Annotated in this window: 15 protein-coding genes; all 15 read right to left on the minus strand. The window is 49.1% G+C overall.

The window, feature by feature from the left end:
• Positions 1-237 precede the first annotated feature (237 nt).
• The 15 genes from ARB69_RS10870 to ARB69_RS10940 all read right to left on the minus strand — a co-directional run bounded on the left by ARB69_RS10870 (position 238) and on the right by ARB69_RS10940 (position 18,642).
• A complete protein-coding gene (locus ARB69_RS10870) occupies positions 238-1,386 on the minus strand; it encodes an aspartate kinase (RefSeq protein WP_369794800.1) in 1,149 nt (382 codons plus the stop codon).
• Positions 1,387-1,477: 91 nt separating this feature from the next.
• Positions 1,478-2,683, minus strand: a complete 1,206-nt coding sequence (locus ARB69_RS10875; RefSeq protein WP_050640959.1) for a cofactor-independent phosphoglycerate mutase — start codon at positions 2,681-2,683, stop codon at positions 1,478-1,480.
• 33 nt (positions 2,684-2,716) lie between these two features.
• Positions 2,717-3,934 carry a homoserine dehydrogenase gene (locus tag ARB69_RS10880; RefSeq protein ID WP_050640960.1) on the minus strand — a complete coding sequence of 406 codons (1,218 nt, stop codon included), beginning with the start codon at positions 3,932-3,934 and terminating at the stop codon, positions 2,717-2,719.
• A gap of 36 nt (positions 3,935-3,970) precedes the next feature.
• A protein-coding gene (gene prfB / locus ARB69_RS10885; protein WP_129878883.1) for a peptide chain release factor 2 occupies positions 3,971-5,072 on the minus strand; the annotation gives its coding sequence in 2 pieces (ribosomal slippage) (positions 3,971-4,996 and positions 4,998-5,072; 1,101 coding nt in all).
• A 128-nt stretch (positions 5,073-5,200) separates the two neighbouring features.
• Entirely contained in the window at positions 5,201-7,774 is a 2,574-nt protein-coding gene (secA, locus tag ARB69_RS10890) for a preprotein translocase subunit SecA (protein WP_055153086.1), read from the minus strand.
• Between the two features lie 97 nt (positions 7,775-7,871).
• A complete protein-coding gene (gene hisA, locus ARB69_RS10895) occupies positions 7,872-8,639 on the minus strand; it encodes a phosphoribosylformimino-5-aminoimidazole carboxamide ribotide isomerase (RefSeq protein WP_055153088.1) in 768 nt (255 codons plus the stop codon).
• Positions 8,640-8,719: 80 nt separating this feature from the next.
• Entirely contained in the window at positions 8,720-9,952 is a 1,233-nt protein-coding gene (locus tag ARB69_RS10900) for a phenylacetate--CoA ligase family protein (RefSeq protein ID WP_055153090.1), read from the minus strand.
• Positions 9,953-9,964: 12 nt separating this feature from the next.
• Entirely contained in the window at positions 9,965-10,555 is a 591-nt protein-coding gene (locus ARB69_RS10905; protein ID WP_025655632.1) for an indolepyruvate oxidoreductase subunit beta, read from the minus strand.
• Positions 10,548-12,356: an indolepyruvate ferredoxin oxidoreductase subunit alpha gene (gene iorA, locus ARB69_RS10910; protein ID WP_055153100.1), complete on the minus strand. Its 1,809-nt coding sequence runs from the start codon at positions 12,354-12,356 to the stop codon at positions 10,548-10,550. Before iorA ends, ARB69_RS10905 begins: the two co-directional genes overlap by 8 nt.
• Before the next feature lie 211 nt (positions 12,357-12,567).
• Positions 12,568-12,918 (minus strand): hypothetical protein, encoded by a 351-nt coding sequence (locus ARB69_RS10915; RefSeq protein WP_050640966.1) that lies wholly within the window; start codon positions 12,916-12,918, stop codon positions 12,568-12,570.
• 102 nt (positions 12,919-13,020) lie between these two features.
• A complete protein-coding gene (locus ARB69_RS10920) occupies positions 13,021-13,875 on the minus strand; it encodes a sigma-70 family RNA polymerase sigma factor (RefSeq protein ID WP_055153091.1) in 855 nt (284 codons plus the stop codon).
• A gap of 81 nt (positions 13,876-13,956) precedes the next feature.
• Positions 13,957-15,909, minus strand: coding sequence for a fructose-bisphosphatase class III (locus ARB69_RS10925; RefSeq protein WP_050640968.1), 1,953 nt, complete (start codon positions 15,907-15,909; stop codon positions 13,957-13,959).
• Between the two features lie 49 nt (positions 15,910-15,958).
• On the minus strand, positions 15,959-16,717 hold the full coding sequence (gene dapB / locus ARB69_RS10930; protein WP_050640969.1) for a 4-hydroxy-tetrahydrodipicolinate reductase: 759 nt from the start codon (positions 16,715-16,717) through the stop codon (positions 15,959-15,961).
• 132 nt (positions 16,718-16,849) lie between these two features.
• Positions 16,850-17,740: a 4-hydroxy-tetrahydrodipicolinate synthase gene (gene dapA / locus ARB69_RS10935; protein ID WP_050640970.1), complete on the minus strand. Its 891-nt coding sequence runs from the start codon at positions 17,738-17,740 to the stop codon at positions 16,850-16,852.
• A 272-nt stretch (positions 17,741-18,012) separates the two neighbouring features.
• Positions 18,013-18,642, minus strand: a complete 630-nt coding sequence (locus ARB69_RS10940; protein WP_025655625.1) for a single-stranded DNA-binding protein — start codon at positions 18,640-18,642, stop codon at positions 18,013-18,015.

Below are 18,642 nucleotides of genomic sequence, written 5' to 3' on the forward strand. Positions count from 1 at the left end.
CCCATCGGAGATAATGGAAAGTCCTGCAATCGTATCCTAAACGACTTGACATTCTGCTCTTACTCCAGCCATATCCACTACACAATCCCAGTCCCATACGCCTCTCCCAAAAAGGCCCCCATTCGAACCTCCCCTTTGATGCGCCCAGCTTTCCTGACCAGGAAGAAGTCCTCCCGCACAGCACCGCACACACACGGGCCGGACTTCTTCCTGGTCAGGAAAGCGCCCCTTTCGATCTTACTCCGCCAGTCCGAATCTGTCGTGTACTGCTATCATGGCTCTTTCTACGTCGTTTTCTTCGATCAGCACAGTGATCCGCACTTCGGACGTGGATATCATGTTGATATTTACACCTGCGTTGAACAGCGCCTCGAACATTTTTGCTGCCACACCCGGGTTGCTCATCATGCCCGCACCGACGATGGAGATTTTGGCCACGTTGTCTTTGTGTTCGATGGCCTGGATCGTCAACTCTTCTTTATTGTCACTCAAGATACTAAGCGTTTCTTCCAGGTCGTCCTGTGCAACGGTAAAGGAGATGTCTTTTGTCCCCTCACGTCCTACAGACTGAAGGATGATATCCACATTGATCCCCTTCCTTGCCAGTGTGTTGAATATTTTAAATGCCACGCCGGGCTTATCGTCTACACCGATCACGGAAACTCTGGATGTATTTTTGTCGGAAGCAACTCCGCTGATTAACATTTTCTCCAATTTCACTACCTCCTTGACTACCGTTCCTTCATTTCTGTTCAGACTGGAACGTACGACCAGCTGTACACCGTATTTTTTGGCCATCTCCACGGAACGGTTGTGGAGCACTCTCGCCCCCAGTGACGCGAGCTCCAGCATCTCATCATAACTGATGGCATCCAGTTTCCTCGCATTCGGCACAATCCGCGGATCGGCAGTGTATACGCCGTCCACATCCGTATAGATCTCGCAGGCATCCGCGTGAAGTGCAGCCGCAATGGCTACCGCGGTGGTGTCTGAACCGCCTCTGCCAAGTGTTGCATAATCCTCGTATTTATTCACGCCCTGAAAGCCTGTGACAACCACTATTTTTCTGGAATCCAGTTCGTGGCGTATTCTTTCGGATTCTACCCGTTTAAACCTGGCATTGCCGTAAGCAGATGTGCAGTGCATCCGTACTTGGAATGCATTCAGTGAGACGGCCGGCACTCCCAGCGAGTTGACGGCCATGGCCAGTAGAGACGCTGAGACCTGCTCTCCCGTTGTAAGCAGCATATCCATCTCTCTTTTCGACGGTTCTGCAGTGATTAACTTTGCTTTTTCTATGAGTTCATCCGTTGTGTCCCCCATTGCAGACAAGACAACGATCACGTCGTTTCCTTTTCTGTATTCTTCAATACAGCGCTCAGCCACGCGGAAAATGCATTCCCTGTCCGCAACTGAACTTCCCCCAAATTTTTTAACTATCAGCATGTTGTCCTCCTGGTTTCTGACCGGCTGCGCATTATTTCTGCTCAAAAAGATGGGAAATCAACGTGTGTCCCACTTCTTCAGTTATTCCGCTGCTACGAGCACTTTCTTCGTCGTAGGAAGCCAGGCCCTGCACCGCATTTCTGCTGTCAAATAGCAGGTATGGCACTGGATCTCCTGTATGAGTGCGCACGCTCACCGGTGTCGGATGATCCGGAAGTATCAGCATGCGGAACTCTTCCCCTGCCGCTTCCAGCATCTCCGCCGCCGGGCCGATGATATGGGCATCGATATTCTCAATGGCCGTAATTTTATTTTTATAACTGCCCTGATGCCCCATCTCATCCGGAGCCTCCACATGGATGTAAGCAAAATCATACCCCTCCTGTGTCAAAGCTTCCACAGCTGCCTTTGCTTTACCGGCATAATTGGTATGTAAACCGCCATTGGCTCCCTCCACTGAAATATTGTGCATTCCGGCTCCTGCCGCAATGCCTTTCAGCAGATCCACCGCTGAGATCATGGCGCCTTTCTTTCCGAACTTTTCCTCAAAGGAAGTCAGCATTGGCCTTGTGCCTGCTCCCCAGAACCAAGCGGAATTGGCCGGGTTCTTCCCCTGCCTCTTTCTCTCCACATTCAGCGGATGGACGGACAGTATGTCATAACTTTTTTCCATCATTTCCCGCAGGACAGGATCGGCGGGCAGATAGTCCCCGATTCTCCTGGTCAGAATATCATGGGGTGCAGTCAGATCCACTACTCTGCCCTCTTTCTGAATCAGAAGGTGTCTGTAGCTGGTTCCCACATAGAACTCGTAGCCTTCCCGCTCCAGTCCTTCCTTCAGTGCCTCTACGAGTACGGCCGCGTCCTCCGTGCTGATTTCATCGGAGCTGTGATCCACAATTACTCTGTCTTCATAACGGTCCTGCTCCTCCGTCAATGTCACAATATTGCAGCGGAAAGCAACGTCAGACGGTTCCATATCCACTCCGATACTCAACGCTTCCAGCGGGGATCTTCCGGTATAATATTCTTTTGGGTCATATCCGATCACAGACAGGTTCGCCGTATCGCTCCCGGGCGCCATCCCTGCAGGCACGGTACGAACCATGCCTATCTCTGATTTTGGCGCCAGTTTATCTGTGTTGGGAGTCGCAGCCGCCTGCAGCGGAGTTCTGCCGTCCAGATCCTCCAGCGGTTCATCTGCTGCTCCGTCACACAGTACAATTACATATTTCATGTTATGCCTCCAGTTTATTTTCAGGTCTTTATCTTAACCTTCTACACGTATCATATGCAGAATGCTTGGAAATTCTTTCGCATTTTCTTCATAAGTACCTTCTGTCATCACACCTGTAACGAAACCGAATTCGTTTTTCAGGCCTTCTGCCTTCACAATTTCGATTGGACCGAACTTGCTCTCCAGATGCGCCTTCATTGCATCGGCATCCCCCTGGATTCTTACAAAATACTTTTTACTGGTTGCCGAGATCGGCTGAAGGCTTAACTTTTCACTCTTCCACATGGTCATGATATTTCGGTTCAGATGCTTCGCCTCATCCACCACATCGGAAACAACCGCACTGGCCGTCGGCAGTTTTCCTGCTCCGCTGCCATAGAACATGGCGTCGCCAAGCACATTGCCATGGACAAATATGGCATTGAACACATCATTTACATTATAGAGCGGGTGCTCCTTGTGGAGCATGTAAGGAGCAACAATCGCATGCAGATTATCGCCGTCTCTTTTGCTGGAAGCGAGAAGCTTTATGGTCATACCGAGTGCTTTTGCATACATCATATCTTCTTTTGTGATATTGGTAATCCCTTCGGTATAGATATCTTCAAAATCTACCTGCTGCCCTGAAATCAGGGAGGACAGGATCGCAATTTTCCTGCAGGCATCGTAGCCTTCCACATCCGCCTCCGGGTTGCGCTCCGCATACCCGTTTGCCTGGGCTTCTTTCAGAACTTCATCGTAATCAGCTCCCTCATAGAACATTTTGCTCAGCATATAGTTGGTTGTTCCGTTGAGGATTCCTGTGATCTCTTCGATCTCATCGGCCGTCATGGATGAATTCAGGGGACGGATAATCGGGATGCCTCCTCCGACGCTGGCTTCAAACAAAAAGTTAATATTGTTGTCTCTTGCAATGGAGAGAAGTTCTGCCCCATGCTTTGCCACCAGAGCCTTGTTAGAGGTCGCTACACTTTTCCCAGCCTGCAGGCAGCGCTTGACGAAAGTATAAGCCGGCTCAATACCGCCCATAACCTCCACCACGATCTGCACGTCAGGATCATTTACGATTACGTCAAAATCGTGAACCAGTTTTTCCTGAATCGGATCTCCCGGAAAATCTCTGAGGTCCAGGACATATTTGATGTTGATCTCATCACCGACTCTCTGATTGATCCGCTTCCCGTTTGTATTGATGACCTCTACGACTCCCGAACCTACTGTACCGTATCCCATTACCGCTATATTTACCATGTTTTCCTCCTTTTTCCTTTTTCCCTTTTCCTTTTGCTATGGTTTCCTACTCAGATATGCGTTAATAAACGGGTCGAGATTGCCATCCATGACACCGTTCACATTACTGATTTCCATATTCGTACGATGGTCCTTCACCATCGTATAAGGCTGCATGACATAAGACCTGATCTGGCTTCCGAAGCCGATCTCTTTGACTTCGCCCCGGATTCCGGACACTTTATCCGCCTGCTCCTGCTGCTTGAGCAGATACAGCTTTGCCTTGAGCATCTGCATTGCCTTGTCCTTGTTCATATGCTGGGAACGCTCGTTCTGGCACTGAACAACAATCCCGGTAGGCTGATGCGTGATGCGGACAGCAGAAGATGTCTTATTGACGTGCTGCCCCCCTGCACCGCCGGAACGGTACGTATCGATCCTCAGGTCTTCCTCATTGATCTCAATGTCAATGTCATCCTCAATATCCGGGATCACATCGCAGGATGCGAACGATGTCTGCCGTTTACCGGCAGCATTAAACGGAGAGATTCTGACCAGACGGTGTACGCCCTTTTCGGAGCGCAGATATCCGTATGCGTTCTCTCCTTCCACCTCAAAAGTTACGCCCTTTATCCCGGCTACATCACCGTCCAGATAATCCAGCACTTCCAGTGAAAACCCCTTTTTCTCTGCCCAACGGCTGTACATCCGGTACAGCATGCTGGCCCAGTCGCAGGATTCCGTTCCGCCCGCACCGGCATGCAGGGTAACAATCGCATTACTGCTGTCGTATTCCCCTGTCAGTAGTGTCTGAATCCGCAGCGCCTCAAATTCTTCTTCGAAACGGGCCAGTTCTTCCTCAATCCCCTTTATGGTCTCCTCGTCCGGATCTTCCTCGCTCATCTCGATCAGTAGACCGATATCCTCATGGTCTCCGTAAAGCTGCTCAATCTGCTTGACAGACTCCTGGAGAGCCTTGAGATGCTGCATCGTATGCCGCGACTTTTCCGGCTCATCCCAGAAACCGGGTTCTTCTATCTTTCTTTCTAACTCTTCAATCCGCTCCTTCTTTGACGCTAAGTCAAAGTGAATCCCTCAGATCTTTCAGCGGTTCTTCGTATGCAATCAGTTTTGCTTTTAATTCGTCTAACAAAACCACCTTATTCACCTCTTTCTCATTTAAATGAGAATCTGCCACGACAGATTCTCATATACAGTGCAGTCATTTATTCTGCACTTTTGTTTATTTTTGTAACAGTTCAGGCCTGTCTGAAGTATTACTGATTTTTATGATCTTCTTCCGCAGCACTGTTTGTACTTCTTGCCGCTTCCGCACGGGCACGGGTCATTTGGATAGACCTTCTTTTCCTCCCGTTTTTTAGGAGCGCGGACCCCGCTCTCGTCCTTATTGGTACTGGTGACCTTTGCTACCTGTTCTCTTTCCACCTTCTGTTCAATACGGAGGTGGAACAGGGTGCGGATGGTTGTCTCAGCGATGGAGTTGGTCATCTCGCCGAACATATCATATCCCATCATCTTGTACTCAACAAGCGGGTCTCTCTGACCGTACGCCTGAAGCCCGATTCCCTGACGAAGCTGGTCCATATCGTCGATATGATCCATCCATCTGCCGTCAATGACTTTCAGCAGTACGACGCGCTCTACCTCACGCAAATGCTCTGCTTCCGGGAATTCCGCCTCTTTTGCCTCGTAAGCTTTTACGGCGCGTTCCTTCAGAAGGTGTTTCAACTCCTTCTGCTGCATTTCCTGCGCCTCTTTCACAGAAGGCAGCTTCAGCTGTGGGATGACCGCGTGCAGAGTCACATCCAGGCCAGTAAGATCCCACTCTTCTGCATCTACTTCCGATGACACGAAACGGTCCACTGTATTCTCCACGTATTCCGTGATCATGCTGTAAATCGTATCCCGCATGCTCTCGCCGTCCAGCACACGGCGTCTCTCGCTGTAAATAATCTCTCTCTGCTCGTTCATGACCTGATCATATTCCAGCAGATTCTTACGAATACCAAAGTTGTTGCTCTCGATCTTCTTCTGCGCCTTCTCAATCGCACTGGAAAGCATCTTGTGTTCGATCTGCTCTCCATCCTCTACTCCAAGTGTGCTGAACACGCTCATCAGCTTTTCGGAACCGAACAGACGCATCAGGTCGTCTTCCAGGGAAATGTAGAAACGGGATTCCCCCGGGTCTCCCTGACGTCCGGAACGCCCGCGCAGCTGGTTGTCAATTCGTCTGGACTCGTGGCGCTCCGTACCGATGATCTTCAGTCCGCCCGCGGCCTTTGCCTCATCATCCAGCTTAATATCTGTACCACGGCCCGCCATGTTTGTGGCGATCGTTACCGCGCCGTGCATACCGGCATCCGCTACGATCTCGGCCTCCATTTCATGATATTTGGCATTCAGGACTTTATGCGGGATCCCCGCTTTTTTCAGCATCTTACTCAGCAGCTCGGAGATCTCGATGGTAATAGTGCCGACCAGTACCGGCTGCCCCTTCGCGTGAGCTTTCTCGACTTCTTCCACAACCGCTTTGAACTTTTCTTTTTGAGTCTTATAAACCGCGTCCTCCAGATCCACTCTCTGTACCGGCTCATTGGTCGGTATCTCGATCACGTCCATGCCGTAAATGTCACGGAACTCTTTTTCCTCAGTGAGGGCCGTACCTGTCATACCGCTCTTTTTTTCGTATTTATTAAACAGGTTCTGGAATGTTATAGTCGCAAGTGTCTTACTCTCACGCCTTACCTTTACGTGCTCCTTCGCCTCAATTGCCTGATGCAGACCGTCCGAATAGCGGCGTCCCGGCATGATACGTCCGGTAAACTCATCGACGATCACGACCTCCCCCTCCGGAGTCACTACATAATCCTGATCGCGGAACATCAAATTGTGTGCGCGCAGTGCCAGAATGATATTGTGCTGGATCTCCAGGTTTTCGGCATCCGCCAGGTTTTCGATATGGAAGAACTTCTCTACTTTCTTCACACCGTCTTCGGTCAGGTTGACTGCCTTTTCCTTCTCATTAACGATAAAGTCTCCCGTCTCCTCGATGTCTTCCCCCATGATGGCGTTCATCTTGGAGAATTCGCCGCTGGCCTCGCCCCGTTCCAGCTGACGCGCCAGAATATCGCAGGCCTCATACAACTTTGTAGACTTGTCGCTCTGGCCGGAAATAATCAAAGGAGTCCTGGCCTCGTCGATCAAAACGGAATCGACCTCATCGATGATGGCGTAGTTCAGTCCTCTCTGTACAAGCTGCTCCTTATAAATGACCATGTTATCTCTCAGATAATCAAAGCCCAGCTCGTTATTGGTAACATATGTGATGTCACAGCTGTATGCCGCACGGCGCTCATCATTATCCATAGAGTTCAAGACTACCCCTACGGTCAGTCCCAGGAATTCATGAACCTTTCCCATCCACTCGGCATCACGCTTTGCAAGATAGTCATTGACTGTTACAATCTGCACGCCCTTTCCTTCCAGCGCGTTCAGATATGCAGGAAGTGTTGAAACCAGGGTCTTACCTTCACCGGTCTTCATCTCCGAGATACGTCCCTGATGAAGGATAATTCCGCCGATCAGCTGGACGCGGTAATGGCGCATTCCCAGACTTCTCTTTGCCGCTTCCCGAACGGTTGCATATGCTTCGGGAAGGATATCATCCAAGGTCTCCCCATCGGCAAGCCGCCTTTTGAATTCTCTTGTCTTGTCTTTTAATTCTGCGTCGGAAAGAGCCTGAAACTCTGGTTCCAACGAATCGATCCGATCCACGATTGGGTAAATACGCTTTAATTCATTTTCGCTGTGTGTTCCGAAAATCTTCTCTATAAAACCCATAATCTGTAATTTACTCCTTGTCTAAATTTACTCTACGCTCCATTCTAACACTATCTTCCAGTGAATTCAACAAATTCATTACTTGTTAATAATTCATTTACAGCTTTGCAATAATCTCATAGGGAATGTTTCCTCCGAATAAATCCAGCGCACTGCCAATTGTAAAATCCAGTTTTTTCCCGCTCACGGAAGCAAAGGCGTCCAGATCTTCCATGCTGCCAATACCGCCTGCATATGTGACGGGGATTTTATTCCACCCACTTAACATATACACAAGCTCCGTCTCCACACCGGAAGATTTTCCCTCCACATCGACACCGTGCACAAGGAATTCATCACAGGATGCAGAAAGCTTGTCCAGTACCTCAGGCGTAAGGCGGACATCGGTAAAGGTCTGCCAGCGGTTTGTTACAATGTAATATGCCCCGCCTCTCTTCCTGCAGCTCAGATCCAGTACGATATGTTTCCTTCCGACAGCGGACACCAGGCGTTTCAGATTTTCCCCATGGAACACTCCGTCCTGAAAAACGTAAGAAGTCACAATTACATGGCTGGCTCCCGCTTCCAGGTACTCCGCCGCATTACCTGCATGGATTCCACCGCCGATCTGCATCCCTCCGGGGTATGCTGCGAGAGCGAGCAAAGCCTGTTTTTTTGTAGCTTCGTAATATCCCGAAGCTGCAGGGTTCAGAAGGATGATGTGGCCTCCCTTGAGGCCGTCCCGCCGATAAAGTCCAGCATACCATTCAGCGTCCAGCTCCGAAGCAAAATTGGTAACCGCCTGGTCCCCCTGATCCCGCAGGCTGCCTCCTACGATCTGTTTCACCTTTCCATTATGGATGTCAATACATGGTCTGAATTTCATCTTCTTCCTTTCTTGTTCAAAGGGGTCAGACCCCTCTGCAGAGGGGTCTGACCCCCTTGAACCTCATTGTCAAACATTTATCAATATCGGTTATCAAATATACGTGTAGATTTTTTCTCGCTTCTCGGCAGATCTCCGATTGATACCGGCATCACATTCACAGTAATACCGATTTTCGTCTTGAACGCCTTTTTCACAGCTTCTTCCGCCTGCTTTTTATCCACATTCTTGTTCACTTCCACAAACAGGGTGCAGACATCTTTTCCATTCATATGGTCCAGCATAAACTGGTACTCGCTGGAAGCCTCCGGTACTCCGCCCAGCATTTCTTCGATCTGGCTCGGGAAGATATTGACGCCTTTTACCTTTACCATATCATCCGTTCTTCCGATCAGTGTATCGATCCGCGGGAACTTTGAACCGCACCTGCACTCACCCGGTATAAAACGCGTCAGGTCATGGGTGCGGTATCGGACAAGCGGTGCGCCCTGTTTGCGCAGGGTTGTAATCGCCAGCTCGCCGATTTCACCGTCGGGTACAGTTTCCCCTGTCTTTGGATCCACAATCTCAAAATACAGATAGTCATCCCAATAATGCATTCCGCATTCATAATCACAGCTCATGGCAATTCCCGGCCCATACACTTCCGTCAGCCCATAGATATCATACAACTGAACCCCCAGCTCCGAGGCGATCCGTTTTCTCATCTTTTCACCCCACCGCTCGGAACCGATTACGCCCTTTTTCAGATGTATCTTGTCAGAAATACCCCTTTTTGCAATCTCCTCCGCCAAAAGCAGTGCATAAGAAGAAGTCGCACACAAAACGGTGGCTTTCATATCCTTCATCATGCGGAGCTGTTTATCCGTATTACCTGGTCCCATCGGAATCGTCATTGCACCTAAATACTCGGCGCCTGCCTGAAATCCGATACCGGCGGTCCACAGTCCGTATCCGGGAGTAATCTGAATTCTGTCCAGCGCCGTGATTCCGGCCATCTCGTAACAGCGGGCAAACATCTTCGCCCAGTCTTCCACATCCTTTTTGGTATAGGGGATAATAACCGGAGTCCCCGTTGTCCCTGAAGACGAATGAATTCTCACTACCTCTTCATCGGGCACGGCCTGCAGCCCCAGCGGATATGCCTCCCGCAGATCTCCCTTCCAGGTAAACGGCAGCTTTTCAAAGTCTTCCTGGCTCTGTATTTTTGAAACGTCGATATCCTGAAACTTTTCTTTGTAAAAACAATCTTTGGATGTCAGCTGTTTCAGATTTTCTTTAATCAGCTCCAGCTGTAATTCTGTCATTTTCATATCTGCTCCCCTCTATGCCTTTTCAAACGCGGTCATTCCAAGTGTTAATGCTTTCCTGTTCATATCCAAAAATTTTTCCTTCACGTTAACGGCCACGGCACTTTCCATCTCTTCTGCGGAAATGTCCAGCACGCCACTGGCAGCCGCCGCGCCCAGCAGCGCTACATTCAAAACCCTGGAAGAACCCGCCTGGCTGCAGATTTCTTCTCCGTCCAATATGGCAAGGTTCTCTACATTTTTTTTCAGATAATCCAGCATCTCGGTTCCTTCATATGTACTGCCGCTCAGCGTGGCCGTAACCGGTTTTACCGCCTTGCTGCTGACGATCACTGTACCGCCCACTTTTAAATACGGCAGACAGCGCACCGCCTCTGCCGGTTCAAATGCCAGCAGCATATCCGCACATTTCAGCGGAATCAACGGAGAATGCACCTCTGTCCCCATCCGCACATGGCTCACAACAGAGCCTCCGCGCTGTGCCATCCCGATGGTCTCCGTCGTTCTCACAAATTTTCCCTGCTCCATAGCCGCATAGGCAATTAGTTTAGAGGCAAGCACAACGCCCTGTCCTCCGACTCCACATAACAGACAACTTTTATTCATCGCTTTCCACCTCCCCGATCGCTCCTGACGGACATACCTGGCTGCAAAGGCCGCATCCATAACACAGAGACGGCTCCACCACAATTTCACCGCCATTTACTGTAATTGCCGGGCATCCCAGCTGGCTGATGCAGACCTTGCATTTTGTACAGGACTCCTGCTTTACCTCATATAACGTTCCCGGTTTTGCTACCGCAATGCACGGAGACTTGAAGATCACGGCACGCACCCCCTTTTCTTTGGCTGCCCTCTTCACCGTGTCTGCAGCAAGCTCCAGGTTCAGCGGATCAACGGTTTCAATCCACGTTAACCCGATTCCCCGCAAAATATTCTCGATACTGATTTTGGCCGCAACCTCCCCCATCATGGTTACACCTGTTCCGGGATGGGGCTGGTGGCCGGTCATCGCCGTTGTAGAATTATCCAGCACAATCAGCACAATGTCCGTCTGATTGTAAACAGCATTCACAACTCCGGTAATACCGGAAGCGAAAAATGTGGAATCTCCGATGAACGCAAAGTTCACCGCGTCGGGTTCTATAATATGTAATCCCTGGGCGATCGTTACATCTGCCCCCATACAGAGGCAGGTATCCACCATATCCAGCGGCTTCGCGTTTCCCAGGGTATAACAGCCGATATCCCCGCTGAATACCGCCTTTTTCCCGCGCATTGCCTTCTTCACTGCATAGAAGGAAGCTCTGTGGGGACACCCGGCACACAGAACCGGAGGCCTGACCGGCAGCCGCGGTATATCCCCCCGTGCACTGCCCTGCTCTTTTGAATCAATTTCTTCGGCCCCAAGAAAATGCTCCAGATCCCCCCTAATGCTTTCCACACTGTTTTCCCCCGCATTCTTCGTATCATGCGTAAGTTTTCCACAAATCTTTACATTCAGATGGTATTTACCCACAATCTGAAGCAGTTCCTTTTCAATCACCGGATCCAGTTCTTCCAGTACCAGCACTTCATCCAGGTCCTCCATAAATTCTTTCGCCAGACGCTCCGGAAACGGATGAGGCGTGCTGATCTTCAAAAGCGGCACATCCTCCGGTATCACTTCGCTCGTATATGCAAAACTCACCCCGCCAGAGACAACGCCTTTCCTGCCTTTTCCTTCCCTTCGCAGGTTCTTGTCGTAGGAAGAAAACACTTCCGACAGTTCCACATTTCTCGCTTCGATCTTGATATGATTCTGGTAGGAAAGCCTGGGAAAAATAACCCAGCGCATGGTATCCTTGATAAACCCTTCCGGCTCGGGCACATCCAGCTTTGGCAGCAGATCAATGCTAACACAGGCGTGACACACTCTTGTCGTCGGGCGGAAAAGAACCGGTGTCTGGTACTTTTCCGAATACGCAAAAGCATCCGCAATCATCAGATATGCCTCATCCGGCGATGATGGATCAAACACAGGCAGCTTCGAGAATTGTGCAAAATGTCTTGTATCCTGTTCCGTCTGTGAAGAAATCGGTCCCGGATCATCCGCCGACACAATCACCATACCGCCTTTTACCCCAACATAGGCAAGACTCATCAGAGGGTCGGAAGCCACATTCAGCCCCACCTGTTTCATCGTAACCAGCGTTCTGGCACCAGCATAAGCGGCTCCTGCGCCGACTTCCATAGCGGCCTTCTCATTGGTAGACCACTCCACGTGAATGCTCCCGTCATTATGCTTAGCAACTGTCTCCAGAATCTCTGTCGACGGCGTCCCCGGATAACCGGCCACCATTCTCACACCGGCACGGACAGCGCCCAGGGCAATCGCCTCGTTGCCCATAACAAGCTTTCTTTCCATACTCATAATATGTACTCCTTTACTTTTGTTTCTTTACGTATTCGAATTATATCTTAACTTATGAAATGTCTCATTTTGCTATTTTACCACAGTAAACTTGAAAAAACCAGGGGTCTGACCCCTATGAACCTCGAATTCTTAATTGTTTGAAACAATTAAGAAAATGGGGCGCATAGGGGTCAGACCCCTTTGCAGATTCTGCCGTGTTTTCCTACTGGTTGTCTGCAGCATTGTTATCTGTGTTGTTAGCTGCATCATTATTATTTACATCTTTGTCGTTTGTATTTCTGTCTTCCAGATTATCCTTTTCAGGACCATTGTTATCTGTAAGATCATCAGCAGCATCATCTACAGCATCAGTTGCATCATCCACTGCGTTATCTACCGCACCATCACCTTTATTATCCTTGGTGTCTTTGCCGTTTGTAGCATCGTTCATATTCTTCTCGTCTGTTGTATTTGTTTTTCCATCGTTTGTGTTCTTATCTGTACCACATGCTGTTACACCGCAAAGTACTCCAACACACATCATTAATAATAAAAACTTTTTAAATCTTTTCATTTTATTTCTCCCTTTCCATTCATAATCTTGTGTTAGTAATATTTGCAATTTCAGAATGTTTATGTGTGGGAAAAATTTCTATTTTACCAGGAACCTCGGATGCTATTCTTTCCCGGCGGCCTCGCGGAGTTTTTTCATCGCATGTTCTTCTATCTGACAGATCCGCTCTTTTGACACATTCAGCTCCCGTCCGACTTCTTCCTGGGTGTGGACCCTGCCATTCTCCAGCCCAAAGCGCATGCTGATTACATGACGTTCCCTCTCGCTCAGACTCTCCAGGAGATGAAGCACTTCTTCTTTTTGAATTAAAATATTCACCGCATCTTCGGGAGTCTTTTCTTCCTGGTCCTCAATATGATCTTCCAGAATATCATCCTCTTCCGCCCCCGTGGGAGCCTCCAGTGAAACCGGGGGTTCAAGAAATGCCAGCACGCTTTTCACTTCCTCTTCTGACTTATCTCCAATCCTTCCCGCAATCTCGCCTGCAGTGGCCGCGCGCCCCAGTTCCTGACGCAGTTCATTCGAAACTTTCTGTACCTTTTTTATATTCTCCGCAACATAAGCCGGCACACGGATTTCTCGGGACTGTTCATCTATCGCACGTTTCATGGCCTCCTCAATAAAGCTGCGTGCATAATCGGAAAATGCGCCGTCCCTTGTATAATCAAACATTTCTACCGCCTGCATCAGCCCAATACTGCCTTCCTGGATCAGATCCAAAAACTGCAGGCCGCGCCCGCTGTACTGCCCGGCGGCTGACACGACCAGGCAAAGATTCGCCTCCTCCAGCCTCCGTTTCGCGTCTGTGTCCCCTGCCGCGACTCTTTTCCCCAGTTCAAGCTCCTCACCGGCACTGAGCGGAGGAATGCTCCCAATCTCTTTCAAATAGATCTTCAGAGGTTCCGTCACCTCTACATTATCAGGTATTGAAAATCCCTGCCCTGCATATTTTCCCATGTCATTTCCAAGCCTTTCTGTCTTAATGTTTCTCTATGTGCAGACTGCCCGGAAAATGGATTCCGGGCAGTCCCTCGTTTCTTATATTTTTTCGATAATTTCACCACTTCGATATGCCGCAAGCAGCCTTTCCAGATCTGCTACCTGCTCCTTAAGTTCTTTTCCAATATCCGTATCACCGACCAGGCGCCGCTCCAGCACCCGCTTTACCACCATATAATCCGAATGGATATCGCTCTCCTTCTGGATCGCCGCTTCCGTGGATTCAAAAGGCTCATGTGCAACCAGAAGCAGTCCGTAAGAATTGTATATCAACGTATAACCAGCAATTCCCGTCTCCTTCTGGTAAGCCTTCGAAAATCCACCGTCAATCACAAGCACCTTGCCGTTGCATTTTATGGGGCTTTCTCCATTCTTGCATTTTACAGGGACATGACCGTTGACAACATGCGCTTCATCCGGACAAAGACCGAACTCCCGCATAATATTGTCGATCACCTCTTCTTTCTCGAGAAGATAATAATACGGATTCTTCTTCTCCACATGTGTTTCCTTCTCTGCAAGGAAGTATCTCTCAAATGTTGCCATTTTATTCTTGCCAAACAGCGGAGAATTCGGATTCAGCCAGATATACCACATCATATCCTTGCCGTCCTCCCGTTCCCTCTCATTCAATGCAAAAAATCCTTTTCTCAGATACCGGTCCAGGGCATCATACAGTGACTTTCCTTTAAACTTTCTTCCGAACAGAGAAACTTCCTTCAGGCTGCCGTCTTCGTTCAGAGGCACACAGCCGTGATACAGCAGATTATGATTATAAACCTTGTACAGGCTGCCCTTTGCAAGCAGAAAACGCATATGTTCCTGCAGTTTCTCGCAGCCGAGAAATGCGCGCTCCATACGCTCCATGATCTCTTCCTCTTCCTCCGAAAGCTTATAGGGATCTTTGGGGTCTATTGTCGGGAAATTCGTATCCAGAAGAGGATAATCCGTCCCGTCAAGGTTAACCGTCCCTTTCTCAAAATTAATCCTGTGCAGAAGAGCCCTGTCATCCAGTCCAAAATCCTTATGGCGCTTTATAATCTGCCCCTCCACCTTAAACTGGATAATGGAAATCGCCTTGTGCATCCTAAGATCCATCTCCATCTCCGCCTTATTCGCCTTTTCCGGACCCTTCAGTGCAAAACAGGTGCACGGATCATCCCCGTAAGTCCGCAGCGCAAATGTAGCCAGCGGAAGCAGGTTAATTCCATAGCCGTCCTCCAGGATATCCAGATTGCCGTACCTCGCGCAGATACGCACCACATTCGCCATGCAGCCTCTCTGACCGACCGCCGCGCCCATCCAGAGGACGTCGTGGTTGCCCCACTGGATATCCAGGGAGTGATAGGTCATCAGTTTATCCATAATGATATGAGGGCCCGGGCCTCTGTCATAAATATCTCCCACAATATGTAAATGATCCACGACAAGACGCTGGATCAGTTCCGAGATCGCCGCGATAAACTCCTCCGCCCGGCCGATTCGGATAATGGTCTTAATAATCTCATTATAATAAGATTCCTTATCATTTACTTCCACCTTCTCCGTAATCAGTTCTTCGATCACGTATGCGAAATCCTTCGGAAGCGCCTTTCTTACCTTGGACCGGGTATACTTGCTCGCCGCCCGTTTGCTAACTTCAATCAGACGGTACAGATTGATCTTGTACCAGTCCTCCATATTGCTCTCCACTTTTTTCACCTGGGCCATCTTGTCCTTGGGATAATAAATCAGCGTAGCCAGAGACTGCTTGTCCCTGGAGCTTAAGGTATTGCCGAAAACATCGTCTATCTTTCTTCTCACCGAACCAGACCCATTCTTCAGTACATGTGCAAACGCCTCGTACTCCCCATGGATGTCTGTCAAAAAATGTTCGGTTCCCTTGGGCAGATTTAAAATTGCCTGCAGATTAATAATCTCTGTTGAAGCCGCGGCAATCGTCGGATATAAATCAGAGAGCCGCTCAAGATATCTTGTTTCCAGATCTTTCATAATACTTCCTCCCCATACATTGTGATGGTTTCAATCCACGCTTATCATGTTAAAATTGAATCACATCACTCATATCATACATACCGGCCTCTTTACCTGCCAGGAATTTGGCCGCCTCCACTGCACCCTTTCCAAAAACACTTCTGGAATAAGCCGTATGCCTGAACTCGATCACCTCGTCCGGGCCGGCAAAAATCACCTCGTGATCCCCGACAATCGTTCCGCCGCGGACCGCTGAGATGCCCATCTCCTTCTGTTCCCTCTTTTTACGCACCTGGCTTCTGTCATATACATAAGTATATTCATGATTCAGCGCCTCATTCATAGAATCTGCCAGCGCAAGGGCCGTGCCGCTGGGAGCATCCACCTTCTGGTTATGGTGCCTCTCCACCAGTTCAATATCGTAGCCCGCCGGAGCCAGCACCTTCGCGGCATCCTTAAGCATTTTCAGAAGAAGGTTGATTCCCATGGACATATTCGCCGACTTCAGCACTGCGACCTTTTTGGATACCTCACTGACCCTTTTGAGCTGTTCATTTGACAGGCCGGTTGTGCAGAGCACCACAGGAACCTGCTTTTCCACACAATAGTCCAGGAGCCCGTCCACCGCTCCGGCGTTTGAAAAATCAATCGCCACGTCCACATCCACATCACAGGATTCCACGTTCTCAAATACAGGATAGTCGTTGGCAAGCCCTGTATAAGCATCCACGCCTGCGGCAATCTCCACCTGTTCATCATCCCTGATAAGTCCTGTAATCATCTGTCCCATCTTTCCGTTGCAGCCATGCATTAAAACCTTTATCATATCTGTCCCTCCCGAGCCTTTTCATATAATGTACGGAACTCTCAAAGGAGTCCCTCTATATAAAAAAGGATACCACATTTGAGCCAGTTACTCAACGTATGATATCCCTTTCACAATCATATATTTACCGAATTAAGCAAGCTTAATCCCGAAATCAGCCATTGCTTTTGCCAGATTTGCCGCATTCTTTTCCGTCATCTCTGTCAGTGGCATTCTCAGGCCGCCTACTTCCATGCCCATAAGGTTCGCCGCCTTCTTGACCGGTATCGGATTCACCTCACAGAACAGCTGCTCGATCAGCGGCAGCGCCTTAAGCTGCAGCGCACGGCTGCCTTCCAGATCTCCCTTGAAAAACTTCTCACAGATATCGTGCGTTTCTCTCGGAGCAATATTGGCCAATACAGAAATCACTCCCTTGCCGCCCAGAGCCATCAAAGGTATAATCTGATCGTCATTGCCGGAATAGAGGTCAATCTTTCCGTCTGTCAGCTGCATAATCTTCGTAATCTGGGAAATATCCCCGGATGCCTCCTTAACAGCCACGATGTTCTCCACCTCGCTGGCCATCTGCGCTACTGTAGCCGGTTCAATATTCATGCCGGTTCTGCTCTTTACGCTGTATAAAATGATCGGAGCCTTTGCCTCCTGCGCAATCGCCTTATAATGCGCAACAAGCCCGGCCTGTGTGGCCTTATTATAGTAAGGAGTCACGACAAGCAGGCCGTCAGCCCCATCCTCCGCAGCTTCCTTTGACATCTCCACCGCGGTGCGGGTGCAGTTGGATCCGGTCCCGGCGATTACCGGAATCCGTTTCTTCGTGCGCTCTATCGTAAACTTAATACAATCCATATGTTCTTCTTCTGTTAATGTAGAAGATTCGCCTGTCGTACCACAAATAATAATACTGTCTGTGCCATTCTCACAATGGTAGTTTATCAACTCATCGAGCTTATCATAATTCACACTGCCATCTGCCTTAAATGGGGTAATCAAAGCCACGCCGGCTCCTTCAAAAATTGACATATACATCCTCCTAATCTAATTCGCTTATCTCTTCCAAAGTTTAACATTAAAAATGGTTGATGTCAACGTAAAGAAAGAGCGTCATTTTCCTAAATGACACTCCTTCGGTTACTGTTCAGACCGTGCCGTGCACCCCGCTGCACGGCATCGGAGCCGATGATGTGATGGTCTCGGGGCATCTGCCCCCGCCATAGGCGACTTTAAATGGACAGATGCCGTTACTGTGCACGCCCGCAGGGTGTGCACAGTAACACTCCTTCGTCCTTCTATCTTTAATCTTCCATACATTCAAGTTTACTTACAGATACTTCATACGCTATGCGTGTCTCCGTTTCTGTCTCAGATAATTTTTTTACATACTCCCGGCTCTGGATTCTGCCCAGAATCTGCACATGCTCTCCCACCTCAAAACCGGATGCATATCTGGCATTTCTGCCCCAGCAGATGCATGGAATATAATCTGATTTACCATAAGGCCTGTTCACTGCCAGCAGCAGGTCTGCGATCTCACGTCCAAGCGGCGTTTTCCGGTACACGGGCTTTTTGCATATGTATCCTTCCAGCAGTATGTGGTTTGTCTTTGCCCCGTCCAGCTCCTCGTCGATAAATTCAACTTCCCGCACAAATACAGATAACACCAGCCTGTTCTTCTGCTCTTCATGGCGGTTGTAAGAGCGGAACTGCCCGGAGGCCATAATGAATTCCCCTGTATAATCCTGGGTCACATCAATAAGTCTCTCTGAAATCATAAGCGGAATCCGGTCATCGGAATTGCTGAGCCTTTTCACAAGCACATCCACCATATAAAAACCTTCCCCGAATACCTCGTGGCTGTATGTGAATTTTGAAGCCACCTCGCCCATGATTGTTACCTGATTGTTTTCAATAATCTTATCTGACAT

The sequence above is a fragment of the Faecalicatena contorta genome, from assembly GCF_001404335.1.
Classification (GTDB): Bacteria; Bacillota; Clostridia; order Lachnospirales; family Lachnospiraceae; genus Faecalicatena; species Faecalicatena contortus_B.